We start from the raw sequence: 19820 nt of genomic DNA, 5'->3' as shown, positions 1-19820 counted from the left end.
GCTCTGAAAGGATGTGCTTATGCTTGTTGAACGTTTGGCGGCGGCCCGTTGCGCCGATCCCTTCTCTCACCTGGGCCTCAGCGTCAATCCCGATGGCCCTGGCCTGCGGCTGAGAGCCTGGCTGCCCGATGCGCTCGAGGTCCGGGTCAAGGATCTCAAGTCGGGCAAGATAGTTGCCACCCTCAGCCCCAGTGACCCATCGGGTCTTTTTGAAACTGTTTTCACCCGCCGCAAGAATCCCTTCCCCTATCAGTTGCTCGTCCGTTACGCCGACGCCACCTCCGAGCTTGTCGATCCCTATCAGTGTCAGGATGCCGCCTGGACCGGCCTGGCGGAGCTGACCGCACAACCGGAGCATCTCTATCACACCCTGGGCGCACAACTGCGCACCGTGGATCTCCTGGGTCAGCAGGTGGAAGGGGTCCGCTTCGCCGTGTATGCCCCGAGCGCCACGGCGGTGAGCCTCATCGGCGACTTCAACTTCTGGGATGGCCGTCGCCACCCCATGCAACGCAGCCTGTGCGGTCACTGGGTGCTGTTCGTGCCTGGGCTCAAGGCCGGGGATCGCTACAAGTTCGAGCTCAAGGATCCCATGGGCAACCGGCTGCCTCACAAGAGCGATCCGGTCGGTTTCTATTGCGAGCAGTATCCGTCGTTCGCCTCCGTGGTGTACGACCACGAGCAGTACCAGTGGCAGGATGGCGACTGGCAGGCACGCCAGGGAGGGGACAAACGCCAGCAAGCCATGTCCATCTATGAGTTGCACGTGGGCTCCTGGAAGCGGCACCCGAACGGCGACAGCCTGAACTGGCGCGAGCTGGCCAGCGAGCTGGTCGATTACGTCACCGACATGGGCTACACCCACATCGAGCTGCTGCCCGTCTCCGAGCACCCCTTCAGCGGCTCCTGGGGCTATCAGCCGGTGGGCATGTTCTCCCCTACCAGCCGCTTTGGCAGCGCCGACGACTTCAAATATTTTGTGGACAGATGCCACCAGGCGGGCATTGCCGTCATCCTGGACTGGGTCCCGGCCCACTTCCCGTCCGACGCCCATGGCCTGGCCCGCTTCGACGGCACGCCGCTGTATGAATACGAGGATCCGCGCCGGGGCTGGCACCCGGACTGGAACTCCTACATCTATGATTTCGGCCGCGATACGGTGCGCCAGTTCCTGGTGGCGAGCGCCCTCTACTGGCTCGACAAGTTCCACATCGACGGTCTGCGGGTGGATGCGGTCGCCTCCATGCTCTACCTGGACTATTCACGCAACGCCGGCGAATGGGTGCCGAACGTGGATGGCGGCAACCACAACTACGAGGCGATCAGCCTGCTCAAGTGGTTCAACGAGGCGGTCTACGATCAGTATCCCAATGCGGTGACCATCGCCGAGGAGTCCACCGCCTTTGCCGGTGTCTCCAAACCCACCTTCCTGGGGGGATTGGGATTTGGCTTCAAGTGGAATATGGGCTGGATGCACGACACCCTGAGCTACATGCAAAAAGAGCCGATCCATCGCCGTTACCACCATAACGAGATGACCTTCGCCATGGTGTATCACTATGACGAGAACTTCATCCTGCCGCTCTCCCACGACGAGGTAGTGCACGGCAAGCACTCCCTGCTCTACAAGATGCCGGGGGACGAGTGGCAGCAGGCCGCCAACCTGCGGGCCTACATGGGTTACATGTACGGCCACCCCGGCAAGAAGCTCAACTTCATGGGCACGGAAATCGCCCAGAGCAGCGAGTGGAACCATGATGCCCAGCTGCCCTGGCAGCTGCTGCAATTCCCGAAACACGCGGGGCAGCAGGCCCTCATCCGCGACCTCAACCGCCTCTATCGCAGCGAACCCGCCCTGTTCGAGGCGGATCACGAGCGCCAGGGCTTCCGCTGGCTGGATCACAGCGATGCCGACAACAGCATACTGGCCTGGCTGCGGGCCGATCTGGCGGGGGGCGCCCCCGTGCTGGTGGCCAGCAACTTCACCCCGGTGCCGCGTCAGCGTTACCGGTTGGGGGTGCCGGCGGCCGGCCACTACAGGGTCTTGCTCAACACCGACAGCGAGCATTACTGGGGCAGCAACTATGATGTGGGCGTGGTGTTCGTCGCCGAGCCGACCCCCTGGCAGGGCATGACGCACAGCCTGGTGCTGGACTTGCCCCCCCTCGCGACCTTGTTCATCAAACAGGAGTCCTGATGCGTGACATAGAGAAGGGAAGCGGCCAGCGCCTCGGGGCCTGGCTCGATGATCTGGGGTGCGAGTTCTGCGTCTGGGCGCCGCGGGCACGGCGGGTCGAGCTCTGTCTCTATGACGAGCAGGAGCGCGAGACGGCGCGTCTGACGCTGCCCGGGCGGCGGGGTCAGTACAGCTTCGGCCATGTGAAGGGCATCAGGGCGGGTCAGCGTTACGGCTATCGCGTCTACGGGGAACCACAGGATGGCCTGCTGTTTGATGGCGACAAGCTGCTGATCGACCCTTACGCCCGCGCCCTTTCCCGCCCGCTGCGCTGGGATCCGGACCTGTACGAGGGGGACAGCGCCCCCATGCAGGCCAAGTCGGTGGTGGTTCAGGATGATTTCGACTGGCAGGGGGTCAGCAAGCCCGGGATCCCGAGCCAGCAGACTGTCCTCTACGAGGCCCACGTCAAGGGATTCACCAGGCTGCATCCGGCCATTCCCGAGGCCGAACGCGGCACCTATCTGGGCATGTGCCATCCCCATATCCTGGCCCACCTCAAGGCGCTGGGGATCAGCTCGCTGCAGCTGATGCCGGTGGCGGCCTTCATGGCCGAACCCAGGCTGGAGCAACTGGGACTCACCAACTACTGGGGCTACAACCCGGTCGCCTTCTTCGCCCCCGAGCCGCGCTATGCCGTGGCGGATGCGGTGACCGAATTCAAGACCATGGTGCGCGAGCTGCACCGGGCCGGGATCGAGGTGATCCTGGACGTGGTCTACAACCACACCGCGGAGTCCGGCTTCGACGGCCCCATGCTGTCGTTCAAGGGCTTCGACAATGCGGGCTACTACGCCTTCGAGGCGGGAGCCCATGGTCCGGACTACCATCGCCACGCCAACGTCACCGGCTGTGGCAACAGCGTCAACCTGGATCACCCCAACAGCCTGCGCCTGGTACTCGATGCCTTGCGCTACTGGGTGACCGAGATGCAGGTGGATGGTTTTCGCTTCGATCTGGCGGTGACCCTGGCCCGGGAGGTGGGGGAGTTTGAGCCCATGGGGGCCTTCTTCAAGGCGGTGATGGCCGATCCCGTCCTCGCCGGGGTCAAGCTGATCGCCGAACCCTGGGACATAGGTCCGTTCGGCTATCGACTCGGCCAGTTTCCCAGCCAGTGGCAGGAGATCAACGATCGTTACCGGGACACGGTGCGCGCCTTCTGGCGCGGGGATGGCGGCAAGATGGCGGATCTCGCCACCCGGTTGATGGGATCCCGGGATCTCTTCCCCAAGAACTGGCGCTCCCCCCGTACCAGCGTCAACTACCTCTGCTATCACGACGGCTTCACCCTGGAGGATCTGGTCTCCTACAACCAGCGCCACAACCAGGCCAACGGCGAGGACAACCGGGATGGCCATGGCCACAACCTCTCCAGCAACCACGGGGTGGAGGGGCCCACCCTGGATCCGCGCATCAACAATCTGCGCCAGCAGCAAAAGCGCAACCTGATCGCCACCCTGCTGATCTCCCAGGGGACGCCGCACTTTCTTGGCGGAGACGAGATGGGGCGCAGCCAGCTTGGCAACAACAACGCCTACTGCCAGGACAACCAGATCAGCTGGGTCAACTGGCAGTGGCGGCCGGAGGATGAGCGCCTGCTCGCCTTCACCCAGCAGATGATGGCCCTGCGGGCCGAGTCGGAGGTCTTCTCCAATCTGCGCCTGTGTGACGACGACTGGAGCGGGCCCCAGGCGCATTGCCACAGGGTCGACTGGTATCACCCGGATGGCCACAGTCTCACCGAGCAGGATTGGCAGGCCCCCATGGGGCAGGCGTTTGCCATGGACATAGGCGCGTTGGACGAGGAGGGGGAACGCTGGCTGGTGCTGTTCAATGCCAGCGGTTACGACATCCAGTTTCGCCTGCCGCCGCCGGGGAATGGCATGGAGTGGATCCAGACCATAGACACGGCCACCAACGACGGTCTGCCCTTCCTGCCGGACGACATCAAGCGCCAGGTGGCGGTGGGGCGGGCCCACTCCCTCAAGCTGCTGGAGCGGGTCTCCCAGGTGGTGGAGTCCAGCGGTCATCATGCCCCCTGACCCCAGAGGACGATGTCGCGCGACCGGCGGCGGTCATCATGCTCTCTATATCCCAGGGGACGATGTCGCGCGGCAGGCGGCGGTCATCATGCTCTCTACATCCCAGGGGCCGATGTCGCGCGGCAGGCGGCGGTCATCATGCTCTCTACATCCCAGGGGATGATATCGCGCGGCAGGCGGCGGTCATCATGCGCTTTGACAGGTCGCGCTGCTGGCGGGATCACAAACTGGCATAACCGGACATTGTGTGGGGTGGAGTCGGTGAGGCTGGCTGGTTATGCTGTGGCTCCCGTCACCGACAGTGTGACCGACCAAGTGCCACGGAGGCTGGATGAGTGCAATAAACCCCGAGGCCTGGCGTCAGCGCCTGACCCCGGAGCAGTACCATGTCTGCTGGGAGAAGGGGACCGAGCGACCCTATAGCGGCGCCCTGCTGCACAATCGCAAGAGCGGTGATTACCTCTGCACCTGCTGCAAGAGCGTGCTGTTCCACTCGGAGGCCAAGTTCGATGCCGGCTGCGGCTGGCCCTCCTTCGATCGGGCCATCGAGGGGACTGTGACCTACACAGAGGACAGCAGTCACGGCATGAAGCGGGTGGAGATCACCTGCAGCGGGTGCGGTGCCCATCTGGGCCATGTCTTCCCGGACGGGCCGACCGAGACGGGCCAGCGCTACTGCGTCAACAGCCTGAGTCTGGAGTTCGTGCCCACCCCCGACCCCTGAGATCCCCAGGCATGAAAAATGGCGCCTTCCCCTGTGAAGGCGCCATTTTTTTATGGGCTCTTGGTTGGCCCTCATGCCAGCAGCAGGCTGCTTCCCATGAGCAGGGCGGCCAGGACCAGCACAGGCAGCTTGATGATGCGCAACAAATAGAAGCCGATGGCGGCCAAGGCCAGATCCCGGGGGGTGAGCACGGCGCTTTGCCAGATGGGCTGGTAGAGGGCGGCCAGCAGCAAGCCGACCACGGCGGCATTGATGCCGGCCACGGCGCCCGCCAGCCTGGGCCTGGCCAGCAGGGATTGCCAGCAGGGGCCGAGGGCCCACAGCAGCAGAAAGCCGGGCAGGAACAGGGCCAGGGTGGCGAGCAGGCTCCCCAGCAGCGCCTGCTGCGGCAGCAGCAGGGCGCCCAGGTAGCTGGCCAGGGTAAACATGGGGCCGGGCACCAGCTGGGCCAGACTGTAGCCGGTCAGGAACTGGCTGGCCCCCAGGGTCTGGCCCGCGCTCTCTTCCAGCAGGGGCAGCACCACGTGGCCGCCACCAAACACCAGGCTGCCCGCGCGATAGAAGTCCGCAAGCAGGCGGCCGGGCTCGGAGGACGCCAGCAGGGGCAGGCCGAGAAACAGCAGGGCAAACAGGATCAGGGTCGGCCAGTGGGGCCCTTGCCACGGCGGTACGGGGGCCGTGCTCGCCATGGCCTGGTGGGCGCAGATCAGGGCCCCGGCCAGCAGCATCAGCAGCTGGGTGAACAGCCCGGGTTGCCACCAGAGGGCGGCGGCCGTCGCCACCATGATGCCCAGGGAGAGGCTGTCCCGGCAGAACTGGCGGGCCATGGTCAGCACCGCGTCGGCCACCACCACCAGGGCCAGCAGCTTGAGACCGTGCAGGGCCGCATCCAGCCAGAGGTTGGCCGTCAGTCGCTCGAGACCTAGGGCGGCGAGCAGCAGCAGCAGGAAGGAGGGCAGGGTGAAGCCGACGAAGGCGGCCAGTGCCCCGCCGAGCCCGGCCCGGTGGCGGCCGATGGCGAAGCCGAGCTGGCTGGAGGCAGGGCCAGGCAGCAGCTGGCACAGGGCCAGCAACTGGGCAAATTCGCCCTGGCTGAGCCAGCCCAGGCGCGTGACGAAGGTGCGCTGGAAGTAGCCGATATGGGCGGCGGGGCCACCGAAGCTGGTGCAGCCCAGCCAGAGGAACTGGAGGAAAACCGGGATCATGGCGCTGTGCTCACGATAGAGATGGCAAGGGAACTCTCAGAATATGACAGTCCGGTGTCATTTTTATGACGACGCTTGCGGCCGTACGGGCTGATAGCTGGTCCCCGCGAGCCAGCAGGCAATGGCCTGACGGCTGGCATCGAAATGGGGTTCGGGCAGCTCCCTTGGATCGCACCAGCGCCACTCCTCGCACTTGTCCGGCTCGCGCAGTTCGGGCTCACCGCTTACCTCGGCCAGCAGGGCGACGGAGACATAATGCAGGCCGCTCTCGCGCCAGGTCTCCAGGTTGTTGCTCACCGCAACGACCCTGGGATGCTGGATGATGAAACCGGTCTCTTCCTCCACCTCGCGCACCGCCGCCGACTCGAAACTTTCGCCAAGTTCGAGGTGGCCGCCAGCGATGGACCAGTAGGGGGAGTGGCTCCCCTTGCGCTTGCCGATCAGTACCTGTCCCCGGGGATTGACCAGGATGACGCCGATCCCGACGCGGGGGTAAGGAGTAGACATTTGAAATCCTCGATTTGGATTTATATGAGGCCATCAAAGAGGGTGTTGTCTGACCAGGATAACGCTGGCATCGACCTCCGACGCGGGGGTAAGGTGTCGATGCTGGAATGCCTCGCTGGCTGAACACCATAAAAAAACGGGACCACATTAGAGCCTGTGGACCCGTTTCGCAAGCCACCAGCGAGGGGCTATCAATCCAGCTTGATCAGCATCTTGCCGGTATTGCGTCCCTCGAACAGGCCGATGAAGGCGGCAGGCGCCTGCGCCAGCCCCTCATAGACGGTCTCGCTGGCCTGCAGCTGACCCTGTTCGAAGGCGGGGGTCACCTCGGCCAGGAAGTCGCCATAGTGCTGCCAGTGATCGAAGACGATCAAGCCCTGCATGGTGAGGCGTTTGCGGATGATCTGGGAAAGGTTGCCCGGTCCCCCCTGACCCGCGCCATTGTACTGGTCGATGAGGCCGCACATGACGATGCGGCCGTTGACCACCATGTGATCCAGCGCGGCCTCCAGCATGGCGCCTCCCACGTTCTCGAAATAGACATGGATCCCCTCGGGGGCCAGGCGCGCCAGCTCACCGGCCAGATCCTGGGTCGTCTTGTAGTTGATCACCCCATCTATGCCCAGGGCTTCGAGGGCCGCTACCTTGTCGGCCGAGCCGGTGGAGCCGATGACGCGGGCGCCTGCCAGCTTGGCCAGCTGCACCACCATGGAGCCCACGGCCCCCGAGGCGGCCGAGACCAGCACGGTTTCACCGGCCTGCAGCTTGGCTATCTTGTGCAGGCCGACCCAGGCGGTCATGCCCGGCATGCCGAGGGCGCCGAGGAAGCGCTGGGGCGGCAGCGAACTGGCAGGCAGCCGGGTGAGGGCGGCGCCAGGAGCGATGAAGCGATCGCGCCAGCCCTGCATGCTGCTGACCTTGTCGCCGATGGCAAAGTCCGGATGACGGGAGGCGACCACGGTACCGACGGCGCCGCCGTCGAGGGCGCTGTTGAGGGCGAAGGGCGGCACATAGCTCTTCGCCAGGGACATGCGACCCCGCATGTAGGGATCCACCGACAGCCACTGGTTGCTGACCTCAACTTCCCCATCGTTCAGAGGGGGCAGCGCCACTTCGGCCAGGGTGAAATCGCTCGGGCTGGGCAGGCCGCTGGGGTAGCGCAGCAGGTGGATCTGGCGGCTGATATGGCTCATTTGGTTTCCTCCAGCAGTTGGCCGTTGAGCAGCAGGCGGGTGGCGACATTGCCCCGCATGGCATTGGCGAAGGGGCAGGTCTGGTGGGCCTTGCGCACGATTTGCTCGGCGAGTTCCCCGCTCAAGGTCACCTCCAGCAGGATGGCGAAGGTGAAGGTGCCATCGGCGCGGGCCAGCAGATCGACCGTGGTGGCGACGGGGGCGCTGGCCAGGGGTGTACCCAGGGCCTTGGCCACATGCAGCAGGGCGTTGGAGAAGCAGGCGGCATAACCGGCTGCCAGCAACTGCTCCGGGTTGTTGCCCTGGCCGTTGCCGCCGAGGGCGGTGGGCAGGGCGAGGGCCAGTTGCAGGGTGCCGTCCTGGGTGTGGACTTCCCCGTTGCGACCGGCCTGGGCCAGTGCCTGGGTGCGATAGAGGCTCTTCATGATGATGGCGTCTCACTATTGTTTGTGTGCAAAGTAAATTCAGGCTAATACCGCAGCACGCTTTTGACAACTACTTTGCGTGCAAATTATTTGGGTGGTGATTAATCTTGGGTATACTGGCCCCCCAGTCAGCGAGGTAGTGCCATGAGCGAATTGAAGAAACAGGTCTGTTTTGCCCTCTACAGCGCCGCCAATGCGGTGATGCGTGCATATCGCCCCCTGCTGGATCGGCTGGATCTCACCTACACCCAGTATCTGGTGATGCTCTCCCTCTGGGCCGAAGACGGGGTCAGCCTCAAGCAGATTGGTCAGGATACCGGTCTGGATGCGGGCACCCTGACCCCCATCGTCAAGCGGCTGGAGAGCAAGGGCTGGCTCACCCGCACGGTGTCGACGGAAGACGAGCGGCAAAAATGCGTGGTGCTGACCGACGCGGGACGTGCCTTGCAGGACGAGGTGCGAGCCTGCTGCCTGGCCGACAACTTGCGCAATCAGGTGGACTTGAACGATGCTGAGCTGACCCAGCTCAAGGGACTGTGCGATCGCATCTCGCACCAGCTGGGTCGCTGATACCCATCTGGCAACGTGAGGAGATCATGGATGAAAAAGACAAGCCGACTGGCCCCCCTGTTGGGGCTCTTGCTGGTGGCCTGTGGTGGTTCGGGCCAGCATACCCGCCCGCTGGAGATCGATGATGCCGACGCCTGGCGCGCCATCTGCAAGGATGGCACCCGGGTCAAGGCGGTGCGCGAGCAGGGGATCTGTGACGATCATCATGGAGTGGCCATGTGGATGAATAAGCCAGGGGAGGCTGCCACGGCAGAGGAAGCTTCCAAATGAGGGGAGATCCTCATCACAAAATGACGCAACCGACCGCCCTGGTCGGTTTTTTTTCGCGATCCCGCCAGCAGTTTGCCCGACTGTTCATGGTGCACTCAGTTTTCTCTTCCCATACTGGCCTCACAGTCCCGCAAGAGGAGTACCAAATATGCAACATTGGGTCGGGCTCTCCATCTTATGGGGGCTAGCCAGTTTCGGCGTACAGGCGGATTTCATCGAGAGCCGGGATCCGGTGGAGCCGCTCTGGCATGCCCAAGCCCAGGTCGAGATGGAAGGCTACTTGATTGAATCCCTTGGCGAGGGGCGCTGGGTATTCGATACCGGCTCCGACAGCCTGCTGGTGGAGTTGCCCCAGGGGCGGGTGGCCGCCCCCGATGAGCGGCTGCTGCTGAGCGGTGCCCCGCGTCAGGAGGCGGAAGGCTGGCTGTTGCAGGTCGAGGACGTCAGCACGGTCGCGACCTGACCGCCAGCACAGGCGATGCATGCAAAAGAGGAGGCCATGGCCTCCTCTTGTCGTTTCCATCAAGCCCCGGCCCTCAGCCGAGGTGATTGAGGGGCAGCGCCGTCTTGTGCTTGATGCGGCGCAGCACGAAGCTGGATCTCACTCCGGTCACCCCGGGAATATGGGTCAGCTTGTCCAGCAGGAAGTGCTGGTAGTGCTCCATGTCCCGCACCACCACCTTGAGCTGATAGTCGGCATCATTGCCGGTGATCAGGTCGCACTCGAGCACTTCGGGCAGGGCGGAGATGGCGGTGTCGAAGTTCTCGAACCGCTCCGGGGTGTGCCTGTCCATGGAGATGTGGATGTAGGCGGTGAGGGTGAGCCCCAGTTGGCGGGCGTTGAGCAGGGTGACATGGGTGTCGATGAGCCCCGCATCTTCCAGCGCCTTGACCCGGCGCGAGCAGGGGGAGGGGGAGAGGCCCACCAGCTCGGCCAGTTCCAGGTTGCTGATGCGGCCATTCTCCTGCATCAACTCCAGAATATGGCGGTCGATACGATCCAGTTTCAGCATGCTTTGCCACCTTGTCGCAATGTTTGATTGTATTTTCATAGGTTAAGGGTGAGTCATTGCAAAAACAACCGAAAAGAACAGGATCTTCGCAACCACTCTCCCGGGCGGCTTCGGTACTATGAACTCATCAAACGGTGGTCAGGCAGCGGCAGCACCCAGCCCCTGAGGCGACGAGTTCAACCGGACTCCTAGCACCACGAGACGTCACGCCTTATCGGGCCATGACCGACAGATACGGGCTTACCGGTCCGTAAAAAGCAACAAAGCAGGCCTCCCGGCGCCTGCTTTGTTGCTTTTTGCATGCCGGATCCCGGCTCAGGCTGCGGCTTCTGGATGGGGCGGACGGATGCGGTAGAGGCAACGGTGATCGCCGCTGAGCAGGTACTCCTCCCGCTCGACCCGGGCCGGGGCCAGCAGCTCGGCGAAGATGGCCAGCTCGCTGCGACAAAACCCCTGACAGCCCCGTGCCGCCACGCAGATGGGACAGTGACTCTCCCACAGCAGCCAGCTGCCATCCTCTTCCTGGCGCGTCTCGGCCATATAGCCTTCCCGGGTGCGCAAGGCCGCCAGTGCCTCCACTCGCTGCGCCAGGGGCAAACCGGCCAGCTCTGCCCGGTAGCGCACCAGTTGCTGCTGTTCCCGCTCCGCAATCACCTTGTCCAGTCCACTCTCCCCAAACAGCTGCTGCACGGATTCAATCAGGCGCAGGGTCAGTTCGCCATGACCATCGGGGAAGCGTTGCCAGGCCTGCTCGGTCAGTTGCCAGAGCCGACTCGGTCGACCCCGGCCCCGGGCTTCATCCCGAAAGCTCACCCAGCCGTCGGCCTCCATTGCGTGCAGGTGCTGACGGGCCCCCATGGATGTCATTTGCAGCTGCTCCCCCAGGGCGGCGGCGCTCTGGGGTCCTTGGGTCTTGAGCAGGTGAAGTATCTTGTCGGTGCTGGCGTTCATGTTGTGGCTCTGCTTATCGGCATCGGGTTATCGAGCGGCGCTGGCCGGCAGCGGTGGCGCCCTGGGGGATCCACGGCATCTCGAGCAGGTGGCGTCTCTTGTCGCTGCTGGCGTTCATGGCATCCCCGATTGCTGTGCTTGATGGGAATTATGGGCAGGCGGATGATTTAAATCAACAATTCACTTTACAAAACATCTGGCGTTTATCAGTATAAATAAACCTTTAACTTTACATAATGGTGAGTGCAATGGAGAGCCGCAAAGACAAGGCGAGTCTGTGGGTATTGGTAATGACGGTGACCCTGGCGGTGGCGGGCTTCAGCCTGCCTTCCCCGGTGCTGGCACCCCTGATGCTGGATCCCGGCCAGGGCATGCTGACCCCCGAGGCCTCGGACTGGAGCCGCAAGGTGTGGCTCGGGGTCATCATGGGACTCTATCCGCTGTTTCAACTGCTGGGGGCCCCCTTGCTTGGCAGGCTGTCGGATCGCCATGGGCGCAAGCCGGTGCTGACCCTCTGCCTGGTGGGGGTGCTGGCGGGGTATGTGTTGATGGCGCTCGGCATTGCCTGGCGCTCCCTGCCGCTCTTGCTGCTGAGCCGGGTGGTGGAGGGCTTCTTCAACGGCGACATCGCCATCGTGCAGGCGATGGCCGCAGACATGAGCACGGCCAGGACCAAGGCGCGCAACTTCGCCCGCATCAACATCGGCATGAACCTGGGCTGGGTGGTGGGCCCCATGATAGGGGGCTATGCGGCCGTGGTGTCGGGGGATTACAGCCTGGCGGCCTGGCTGGCGGTCGGGATGACGGTGGTCAACCTGCTGCTGGTGCTCTGGCTGCTGCCAAACCGTCCCCCGGTTCCGGCGACCCAGGATGAGGCGCCCCTCTCGACTCGCCAGCTGCTGCTGCAACCTCGCCTCCTGCCCTATTTTGCACTGACCCTGCTCAGCTATGGCGCCGTGCAGCTCTATTTCAGCTATTTCAATGTCTGGCTGGTGGACGAGCTGGCCTGGGATCCGGTGCAGCTGGCCCAGGCCGCCGTGCTGGTGAGCGTGCCCATGATGCTGGGATCCTGGATCGGTGAGCAGCTGGCACGCCACTGGCGCGGCAGCTCCCTTGGCATCGTCGGCCATCTGGTGATGGCGGCGGGCATGCTGATGTTCATCCTGCCGAGCCAGTGGTGGGGGCTGGCGCTCACCTTCATCCCAGCCGGCATCGGCATGAGCCTGGGGGAGCTGGCCACCTCGGTGGCGGTCTCCAACCGCAGCCATGCCAGCCAGCAAGGGCAGGCCATGGGGCTCTACCGCGGGATTGCGGTGGGCAGCGAGATCCTCGCCGTGGTGCTGGGCAGTCTGGCATTGCTGGCGGGCAATCAGTGGCCCTTCTATCTGGCGGCGGGAGCCGGCCTGCTCTGCGCCCTGGGATTCTATGCCCTGCGCCGCCGGGCCGACAGGCGCAGGCAGATCACAGAATGGGCGACCCAGGCGGGATGAGACTTGCATCGGGGTCGGGAGTCTGGGAATTTATCCCCTTTGTGGCTCAGCAGATGGGAGGGGATATGACGCAGTACAAGGCGATCGCACTCGACATGGATGGCACCTTGTTGACCCGGGATCACAGGATCTCCAGTGCGACCAGGGCGGCGCTGGCCGAGGCCAGGTCCCGCGGCATCAAGGTGTTGCTGGTGACGGGTCGCCACTTCATGACGGCGCGTCCCTTCCACCATGAGCTGGGGCTGGATACCCCCATCATCTGCAGCAACGGCGCCTATCTCTACGACCCGGCAGGGGATCGGATCCTCTGTGGTGATCCCCTGGCCAGCGAGCCCCTGAGCCGCCTGTTGGCCGCCATGGCCGAGGAGGAGGTCGAGGCCCTAGCCCACCTCTCCCACGGCATAGGCCACATCGGCTGCGAGCCCTATGTCACCCGGATCCGCGACTGGTCGGCCAATGCGGCGCAGCAGCACAGGGTGCAGTTGCTGCCCCAGAGCGGCGCCGACCTGCTGGCCCAGCCCCAGGTGTGGAAGCTGGAGCTGTTTGGTCAGGAGCCGGCCCGGCTGCACGACTTCGTCAGCCGGGTGGTGGAATCGCTGCCGTTTACCCAGGACTGGGCGGCGCCCTATGCGGTCGAGCTGGTGCAACCCGGTTGCAGCAAGGGCAACCGACTCGCCCAGTGGGCGGCGGGGGAAGGGATCCCCCTGGAGCAGGTGGTGGCGTTTGGCGACAACAACAACGACATCAGCATGTTCGAACGGGTCGGGCTGGCGGTGGCCATGGGCAATGCGGCCCAGCAGATCCAGGGGATGGCCCACAAGGTCACGGCGGATCACAACGAGGATGGCATCGCCCTGGGACTGGCGCGCTGGGTGCTCTAGCCCCTTGATGAAAGAGGCCCATGGTTTTCCATGGGCCTCTTTTTTCGTCTTGTTACAGCTTGAACTCGATCACCCTGGGGGGATGGCGCAGGCGGTTGTACTCCTGGCGCAGGGCCGCGTCGCGGCGCAGGGCACGCTCCCTCTGATAGCGATAGCCGTCGCGCCTGGCGCTGTCGCCCTCGGTGCGGATCAGCTGCTCGAGCCGGCGTATTTCCCGCTCGTTCTGGCCGATGGCCTGGGCCAGCTCGTCGAGGCGGGCGGCGAGTTGATACTCCCGCTGGCCGCGCTCGAACTGGCGCAGGAAGGTCTCGTCATGGGGGCAGACCCCCTGATACTCCTCCCCGTCGCGTCCCTTGCGATAGGCGAGCTCCGGGATGCAGTAGAGCTCAAGTCCCTTCTGGTAGCCTCGCTGCCACTCTCCCAGATCCGCCGCGATCCCGTGTTCGCCGCAGCGCTCGGCGTACCCCTTGCCCGCATCCGGCGCCTTGCCCTGTTCGCCATCGGCAAAGCCCAGGTTGTACCAGCTCATGGCGGCGCACTCCTCCCGGGAGAGGCTGCTGCAGGCCCCCAGCAGCAGGCAGAGGATGAGCAGAGCGGCTCGTGATCCCGTGGTTGTCATCATGGTTGCACTCCTTGCGGTGTCGCAGACGGCGGTGTGTTGTGGGATGCGCATTCTAGGAGTGGGCCGGCCCGGGAACAAGGGGGAGCCGCTGCTTTTGCCCCGGCTCGGCCAAGCTGCGGGGGGAAGGAGACGAGATGGCGGGCAAGGCTTCTCTTGCAGGCAGCATGAGAGTAAACTTGCGGCCACTTTTTAACAGCCATGCAACAACGCACATGAAAGTCCTGACCGTCGACTACCGGGCCCCCGATGCCGCCCAACGCTTCACCGAATCCCTGCGCACCACCGGCTTCGGTGTGCTGACCCATCACCCCATTCCCAAGGAGCTGGTACAGGGGATCTACGACAACTGGTATCGCTTCTTCATGAGCGAACGCAAGCAGGATTTCCTGTTCAACCGGGAGACCCAGGACGGCTACTTCCCGCCCTCGGTGTCCGAGGTGGCCAAGGGCCACAGCCAGAAGGACATCAAGGAGTATTTCCACCTCTACCCCTGGGGTCAGATGCCGGACGAGCTCAGGGCCCAGGCCATGGAGTACTACCAGCTGGCCAACAACCTGGCCGCCGAGCTGCTGGGCTGGGTCGAGCAGTACACTCCGAGCGATATCGCCGCCAACTACAGCTGCCCGCTCTCCTCCATGATCGAAGAGAGCCAGAAGACCCTGTTGCGAGTGCTGCACTACCCGCCGTTCGATGGCACCGAGGAGCCGGGCGCCATCCGCGCCGCCGCCCATGAGGACATCAACCTGCTGACCATACTGCCCGCCGCCAACGAACCGGGCCTGCAGGTGAAGGGATCCGACGGGGAGTGGATGGATGTGCCCTGCGACTTTGGCACCCTCATCATCAACATCGGCGACATGCTGCAGGAGGCGTCCGCCGGTTATTACCCCTCCACCACCCACAGAGTCATCAACCCGACCGGCGGCAGCGCCAGCAAATCCCGCATCTCCTTGCCGCTGTTCCTCCATCCGCGCCCGGACGTGGTGCTCTCGGAGCGTCACACCGCCCACAGCTACCTGATGGAGCGGCTGCGGGAGCTCGGCGTGATCTGAGCCGGTCGGCCTGCCCATCCTGCATCAAAACCGGAGCATCTTTGCTCCGGTTTTTCATTGTTGGCATCATTGTCGTGAGTGTGGCGATATTTTGGTGATTCCTGCTAATTTGTCCGCGCTCACGCCAGATTTCATCATTGTGATTGCGCAGCCCCTCCCTTACTCTGGCCGCCGCTTTTCGCCAGCGGCATCCCAGGCCCTGGCCCTGACCCCGGAGTTCATATGCAGCAGTCCCAATGGTCATCCCGGCTTGGCTATATTCTCGCCGCCGCGGGATCGGCAGTCGGCCTCGGCGCCATCTGGAAGTTTCCCTATGTGACGGCCGCCAACGGCGGCGGAGCCTTCCTGCTGGTGTTCCTGCTGTTCAGTTTTACCCTGGGGGTGGCGGTGCTGATGGGGGAGACCCTGCTCGGCAGCCTGAGCCGCCGCGGGGTGGTGGGGGCCATGGCCAGTCTGGCAGGTCCGCGCTGGCGCTGGCTCGGCGCCATGGGCCTGCTCTGCAGCCTGCTCATCTTCTGTTTCTACAGCGTGGTGGGAGGCTGGACCCTGGGTTACACCGCCATGGCCCTGTCCGGCAGCCTCAACAGCGGTGATGGCGCCGCCCTCACCGCCCGCTTCAACGACTATGTGGCGGATCCCTTCTGGCCTTTACTCTCTCACCTGGCGTTCGCGGCCCTCGCCTGGTGCTGCGTGCAGGGCGGGGTGCAGAAGGGGGTGGAGCGTACCCTGCGCTGGATGATGCCGAGCCTGCTGGTGATGATGCTGCTGCTCGCCGCCGTAGGATTGACCCTGCCCGGCGCCATGGCCGGGGTGCGTCACTTCCTGCTGCCGGATTTTGACAAGCTCGGTATGGAAGGGGTGCTCGACGCCATGGGGCTGGCCTTCTTCTCCCTCTCCATCGGTCTTGGCATCCACACCACCTATGGCGCCTACCTGTCCGACAGCGAAGGGGTGGGGCGTTCCAGCCTCTGGGTGGTGCTGCTGGCCAGCCTGATCGCCGTGCTGGCGGGACTGATGATCTTCCCCGTGCTGGCGGCGACCGGCATAGATCCCACCGCCGGGCCCGGGCTCACCTTCATGACCATGCCGGCGGTGTTCCAGCAGCTTCCCTTCGGCCAGGGGCTGGCCAGCCTCTTCTTCGCCCTGCTGGTGGTGGCGGCGCTCTCGTCGGCCATCTCCCTGCTCGAACACCTGCAATGCTTCGTCAGCGAGAGCTGGGGCTGGCGGCGACGCAGCAGCTGCACCCTGATCATCGCCCTGGTGATGGCGGGGGGCATACCGGTCAGCCTCTCGTTCGGCCCCTGGTCCGGGGTGACCCTGTTTGGCAAGAACATTTTCGAGCTGCTCGATTTTGTCACCTCCAACCTGATGATGCCGCTGTTCGGTCTCGGCCTCACCCTGCTGCTGGGGTGGCGGCTGGGCCGCGCCATCCTGCCCAAAGGGCTGGGTCAGCCCTGGCAGGCGCTGCTGCTGGGAGGATGGCGCTGGCTGGCGCCCCTGCTCATTGGCGGCATCCTGATCCGCGGCCTGGTCTGAGGGCTTGGATGAGGACTTGCTGCCGGCCGCAGAAACGGCGACAGGTGATGGTGCCGACTCGATCAACCCCTGCCATGAGTGAGAAACAGGGATTTTTCAACTGATCTTGCCGAGAATGTTCGACAGGATCTGTCAACTTGCCTTGCCATGGTTTAGGCTGTCGCCCACTCGTTTTCCGGGCCCGTGCCATGGCATGGGCCCGGCTCGATGCAGTCGTTCCTGGTGTGGCCATACGAGGCTATTCTGGGTGGCTGACGAGCCGGATCTTGTTGCAGGGTCGCCGCGAGGCGGCCCTTTTTGTGTGTCCATCATGGAGTCAATCATGTTGTCCTCAAGGGAGTTGGTATGAGCCAGGTGCAGTGGTCTTCACGTCTCGGTCATGTGCTGGCGGCCGCCGGCACGGCGATCGGCCTCGGTGCCATCTGGAAGTTTCCGTATGTGACCGCCACCAATGGCGGTGGCGCCTTCCTGCTGCTGTTTCTGCTGTTCAGCTTCACCCTGGGGGTGGCGGTGCTGGTGGGGGAGACCCTGCTCGGCAGCCAGAGCCAGCGCGGGGTGCTGGGTGCCTTCAAGAAGCTGGTGGGGCCGAATTGGCGCTGGATGGGCTACATGGGCATTCTGTGCGGCTTTTGCATCTACAGCTTCTATAGCGTGGTGGGGGGCTGGACCCTGGGCTACGTGGGCTTCGCCGCCATGGGGCGCCTCAACCTGAGTGAGGGGGATGCCCTGACCGCCCTCTTCACCGGCTATGTGAGCGACCCCTGGTGGCCTGCCCTGACCCATCTGCTGTTCGCGGGCCTGACCTGGTGGTTCGTGCAGGGGGGGATCCAGAAGGGCGTGGAGCGGGCGCTGCGCTGGATGATGCCCGCCCTGTTCGTCATGATGCTGCTGCTGGTGGGGGTGGGGCTCTCCCTGCCGGGGGCCATGGCCGGGGTGCGCCAGCTGCTGCTGCCGGACTTCAGCCAGCTGAGCGGCCAGAGCGTGCTCGATGCCCTGGGGCTGGCCTTCTTCTCCCTCTCCATCGGTCTTGGGGTGCACACCACCTATGGCGCCTACCTGCCCAGCAGCCAGGGTGTGCTGCGCTCCGGGGTCTGGGTGGTGACGCTGGCGAGCCTGATCTCTGTGCTGGCGGGGCTGATGATCTTCCCGGCCCTGGCCTCGACCGGCATAGATCCGAGCGCGGGCCCCGGCCTCACCTTCATGACCATGCCCGCCGTGTTCAACCAGCTCCCCTTCGGCCAGGGGCTGGCCCTGATCTTCTTCCTGCTGCTGGTGGTGGCAGCGCTCTCCTCCTCCATCTCCATGCTGGAGCATCTGGTGCGCTTCGCCTGCGAGGAGTGGGGCTGGTCGCGCCGTGGTGCCTGCCGGGTGCTGACCCTGCTCATCATGGCGACCGGGGTGCCGGTCAGCCTCTCCTTCGGGATCTGGTCCGAGGCGACCCTGTTTGGCAAGACCCTGTTCGAGCTGCTCGACTATCTCACCTCCAACCTGATGATGCCGCTGTTCGGCCTGGTGCTGACCCTGCTGCTGGGCTGGCGACTGGGGGACAAGATGCTGCCGGAAGGGGCGCCGCCCCTGGCCCGTTTTGCCCTGCTCTGGTGCTGGCGGCTGGTGGCGCCGCTGCTCATCGCCAGCATCTTGCTGCGGGGTATCGGCTGACAGGCCGGACAGGACGAAAAAGGGTTGGCCCATGGCCAACCCTTTTTTCATCGACCCGCGGCCGTTACAGCAGGGGATTGGTGGGAAGGGATCCGCGCAGCAACCCCGCCAGCCGCTCCAGCCCCTCGGCAACGCGGGCGTCGGTGGCGGGTTGGCTCAGGCTCAGCCGTACCCCTTGCGGCGCGGCGAACTGGCCGGCGGCGAAGTGTTCCCCGCTCGCCACCCCCACCCCCTGGGCGTTGGCGGCCTCGGCAAACTCCTGGCTGCGCCAGGGCTCGGGCAGCGGCAGCCAGGCATGCATGGAGCCTTCCTGCCAGCGGGCCCCGGGCAGCAGGTGGCGCAGCAGCTCGCCGCGCCGGGTCAGGATCCGCCGCTGCTGCTCCACCAATGGCATGATCTGGTGCTGGCTCACCAGCTTGCAGGCCAGCTCGATCAGCAGCGGGCTCACCATCCAGCTCGACAGGCGCATCGCCTGGGCGAAGGCGTTGCGCAGGGGAGGGGGCGCCAGTACGAAGCCGACCCGCAGGCCGCCGCAGGCGATCTTGGCCAGGCTGCCGAGGTAGATGACCCGCTCCGGCGCCAGGTTCACCAGGGGGGCCACCGGGGTGCTGGGCAGCAGGCCGTTGACGTCATCTTCGATGATCAGCAGATCGTGGCGGCGGGCGATGGCGACGACGGCCTCGCGCCTGCCCTGGCTCATGGTGGCCGTGGTGGGGTTTTGCAACGTGGGGGTGAGGTAGAGCAGCTTGGCGCGGCGGGTGCGGCAGGCCGCCTCCAGGGCATCGGGGATCAGCCCCTCCTCGTCCATCGCCAGCCCCACCACCTGATTCTTCAGCTGGCGGGCATTGCCCAGCATGCCGGGATAGCTGAGCCCCTCGCACAAGATCGTCTCCCCCACACAGCCGGTCGCCATCAGGGAGAGCATGATGCCGTGCTGGGCGCCATGGCTGAACAGCAGGCGATCCTCGCTCCCTGCCACCCCCTGCTCGGCCAGCCAGTCGATGAACAGCTGGCGCTGGCCGGGCTGGCCCGCCTCCTTGTCATAACCGAGCAGGGCATTGAGGTCGCCGTCCGCCACCTCGGTCAGCATGGGGCGAATGATGGCGGCCCTGTCCAGCTGCACCGGCAGGTTCTGCCACAACTCGATGCGGTGCCCCTCTTCCTTGCGGATCACCCACTCGTTGGCGGGATCCGTGCCAGCCCCCTTGACCCAGGTGCCGTGACCCACCTTGGCGGCCAGCAGGCCGCGCCGCTCCGCCTCGCCATAGGCGCGGGTGATGGTGCCGACGGTGACCCCCAGCCTGTCTGCCAGCGCCCGCATGGTCGGCAGCCGGGTGAGGGGAGGCAGGGCGCCGTCGTCGATGGCCTGCTCGATGGCCTTGACCAGCTTGAGGTAGAGGGGGCCATCGAAGGGGGTGAGGTCCGGGGTCCAGATTGTCATGGT

19 protein-coding genes are annotated in these 19820 nt (G+C 64.8%); 11 read left to right on the top strand and 8 right to left on the bottom strand.

Features of this window, described 5'->3' with window-relative positions:
- Window positions 1-19 precede the first annotated feature (19 nt).
- From glgB to msrB, 3 genes are all read left to right on the top strand, one after another.
- Window positions 20-2197 (top strand): 1,4-alpha-glucan branching protein GlgB, encoded by a 2178-nt coding sequence (glgB, locus tag ACEUCR_RS19180; RefSeq protein ID WP_041992145.1) that lies wholly within the window; start codon window positions 20-22, stop codon window positions 2195-2197.
- Window positions 2197-4278: a glycogen debranching protein GlgX gene (glgX, locus tag ACEUCR_RS19175; protein WP_041992142.1), complete on the top strand. Its 2082-nt coding sequence runs from the start codon at window positions 2197-2199 to the stop codon at window positions 4276-4278. Before glgB ends, glgX begins: the two co-directional genes overlap by 1 nt.
- 331 nt (window positions 4279-4609) lie before the next feature.
- Window positions 4610-5002 carry a peptide-methionine (R)-S-oxide reductase MsrB gene (gene msrB, locus ACEUCR_RS19170; RefSeq protein WP_408791883.1) on the top strand — a complete coding sequence of 131 codons (393 nt, stop codon included), beginning with the start codon at window positions 4610-4612 and terminating at the stop codon, window positions 5000-5002.
- 71 nt (window positions 5003-5073) lie between these two features.
- Here the strand turns inward: msrB and chrA are convergent, their stop codons facing one another.
- The 4 genes from chrA to ACEUCR_RS19150 all read right to left on the bottom strand — a co-directional run bounded on the left by chrA (window position 5074) and on the right by ACEUCR_RS19150 (window position 8332).
- Window positions 5074-6207: a chromate efflux transporter gene (gene chrA / locus ACEUCR_RS19165; protein ID WP_408791881.1), complete on the bottom strand. Its 1134-nt coding sequence runs from the start codon at window positions 6205-6207 to the stop codon at window positions 5074-5076.
- A 63-nt stretch (window positions 6208-6270) separates the two neighbouring features.
- Entirely contained in the window at window positions 6271-6714 is a 444-nt protein-coding gene (locus tag ACEUCR_RS19160) for a nucleotide triphosphate diphosphatase NUDT15 (RefSeq protein WP_408791879.1), read from the bottom strand.
- Between the two features lie 191 nt (window positions 6715-6905).
- Window positions 6906-7907, bottom strand: coding sequence for an NADP-dependent oxidoreductase (locus tag ACEUCR_RS19155; protein ID WP_408791877.1), 1002 nt, complete (start codon window positions 7905-7907; stop codon window positions 6906-6908).
- The gene (locus tag ACEUCR_RS19150) at window positions 7904-8332 is read right to left on the bottom strand and encodes an organic hydroperoxide resistance protein (protein ID WP_041992127.1); all 429 of its coding nucleotides are present in this window, start codon (window positions 8330-8332) and stop codon (window positions 7904-7906) included. The genes ACEUCR_RS19155 and ACEUCR_RS19150 overlap by 4 nt, the downstream gene beginning before the upstream one ends.
- Window positions 8333-8476: 144 nt before the next feature.
- On the opposite strand from ACEUCR_RS19150, the gene ACEUCR_RS19145 reads away from it, so the two are divergent.
- From ACEUCR_RS19145 to ACEUCR_RS19135, 3 genes are all read left to right on the top strand, one after another.
- The gene (locus ACEUCR_RS19145; RefSeq protein ID WP_111873225.1) at window positions 8477-8902 is read left to right on the top strand and encodes a MarR family winged helix-turn-helix transcriptional regulator; all 426 of its coding nucleotides are present in this window, start codon (window positions 8477-8479) and stop codon (window positions 8900-8902) included.
- 30 nt (window positions 8903-8932) lie between these two features.
- Entirely contained in the window at window positions 8933-9172 is a 240-nt protein-coding gene (locus tag ACEUCR_RS19140; RefSeq protein ID WP_041992121.1) for a hypothetical protein, read from the top strand.
- A gap of 148 nt (window positions 9173-9320) precedes the next feature.
- Window positions 9321-9635 carry a hypothetical protein gene (locus tag ACEUCR_RS19135; RefSeq protein ID WP_041992118.1) on the top strand — a complete coding sequence of 105 codons (315 nt, stop codon included), beginning with the start codon at window positions 9321-9323 and terminating at the stop codon, window positions 9633-9635.
- 73 nt (window positions 9636-9708) lie between these two features.
- Here ACEUCR_RS19135 and ACEUCR_RS19130 read toward each other — a convergent pair whose 3' ends face one another.
- Window positions 9709-10185, bottom strand: a complete 477-nt coding sequence (locus tag ACEUCR_RS19130) for an Lrp/AsnC family transcriptional regulator (protein WP_041992115.1) — start codon at window positions 10183-10185, stop codon at window positions 9709-9711.
- Between the two features lie 315 nt (window positions 10186-10500).
- A complete protein-coding gene (locus tag ACEUCR_RS19125; protein ID WP_408791876.1) occupies window positions 10501-11136 on the bottom strand; it encodes a helix-turn-helix transcriptional regulator in 636 nt (211 codons plus the stop codon).
- Between the two features lie 248 nt (window positions 11137-11384).
- On the opposite strand from ACEUCR_RS19125, the gene ACEUCR_RS19120 reads away from it, so the two are divergent.
- Window positions 11385-12626 carry an MFS transporter gene (locus tag ACEUCR_RS19120; RefSeq protein ID WP_408791874.1) on the top strand — a complete coding sequence of 414 codons (1242 nt, stop codon included), beginning with the start codon at window positions 11385-11387 and terminating at the stop codon, window positions 12624-12626.
- Between the two features lie 65 nt (window positions 12627-12691).
- Entirely contained in the window at window positions 12692-13507 is an 816-nt protein-coding gene (locus ACEUCR_RS19115; RefSeq protein ID WP_111873228.1) for a Cof-type HAD-IIB family hydrolase, read from the top strand.
- A gap of 52 nt (window positions 13508-13559) precedes the next feature.
- Here the strand turns inward: ACEUCR_RS19115 and ACEUCR_RS19110 are convergent, their stop codons facing one another.
- Window positions 13560-14129: a DUF2799 domain-containing protein gene (locus ACEUCR_RS19110; protein WP_408791873.1), complete on the bottom strand. Its 570-nt coding sequence runs from the start codon at window positions 14127-14129 to the stop codon at window positions 13560-13562.
- A 212-nt stretch (window positions 14130-14341) separates the two neighbouring features.
- Between ACEUCR_RS19110 and ACEUCR_RS19105 the strand changes: the two genes are divergently transcribed.
- The 3 genes from ACEUCR_RS19105 to ACEUCR_RS19095 all read left to right on the top strand — a co-directional run bounded on the left by ACEUCR_RS19105 (window position 14342) and on the right by ACEUCR_RS19095 (window position 18376).
- Window positions 14342-15181 (top strand): isopenicillin N synthase family dioxygenase, encoded by an 840-nt coding sequence (locus ACEUCR_RS19105; RefSeq protein ID WP_111873230.1) that lies wholly within the window; start codon window positions 14342-14344, stop codon window positions 15179-15181.
- Window positions 15182-15403: 222 nt separating this feature from the next.
- Window positions 15404-16717 carry a sodium-dependent transporter gene (locus ACEUCR_RS19100; protein WP_408748248.1) on the top strand — a complete coding sequence of 438 codons (1314 nt, stop codon included), beginning with the start codon at window positions 15404-15406 and terminating at the stop codon, window positions 16715-16717.
- A 345-nt stretch (window positions 16718-17062) separates the two neighbouring features.
- Entirely contained in the window at window positions 17063-18376 is a 1314-nt protein-coding gene (locus ACEUCR_RS19095) for a sodium-dependent transporter (RefSeq protein ID WP_111873232.1), read from the top strand.
- Window positions 18377-18440: 64 nt separating this feature from the next.
- Here ACEUCR_RS19095 and ACEUCR_RS19090 read toward each other — a convergent pair whose 3' ends face one another.
- Window positions 18441-19817 (bottom strand): aminotransferase-like domain-containing protein, encoded by a 1377-nt coding sequence (locus ACEUCR_RS19090; protein ID WP_408761021.1) that lies wholly within the window; start codon window positions 19815-19817, stop codon window positions 18441-18443.
- Between the last annotated feature and the right edge of the window lie 3 nt (window positions 19818-19820).

This window comes from Aeromonas bivalvium (assembly GCF_046078285.1).
In the GTDB taxonomy this organism is placed as follows: Bacteria; Pseudomonadota; Gammaproteobacteria; order Enterobacterales; family Aeromonadaceae; genus Aeromonas; species Aeromonas bivalvium.
The sequence above is the reverse complement of the archived record's forward strand: the minus strand, read 5'-3'. Positions and strand labels throughout refer to the sequence as shown.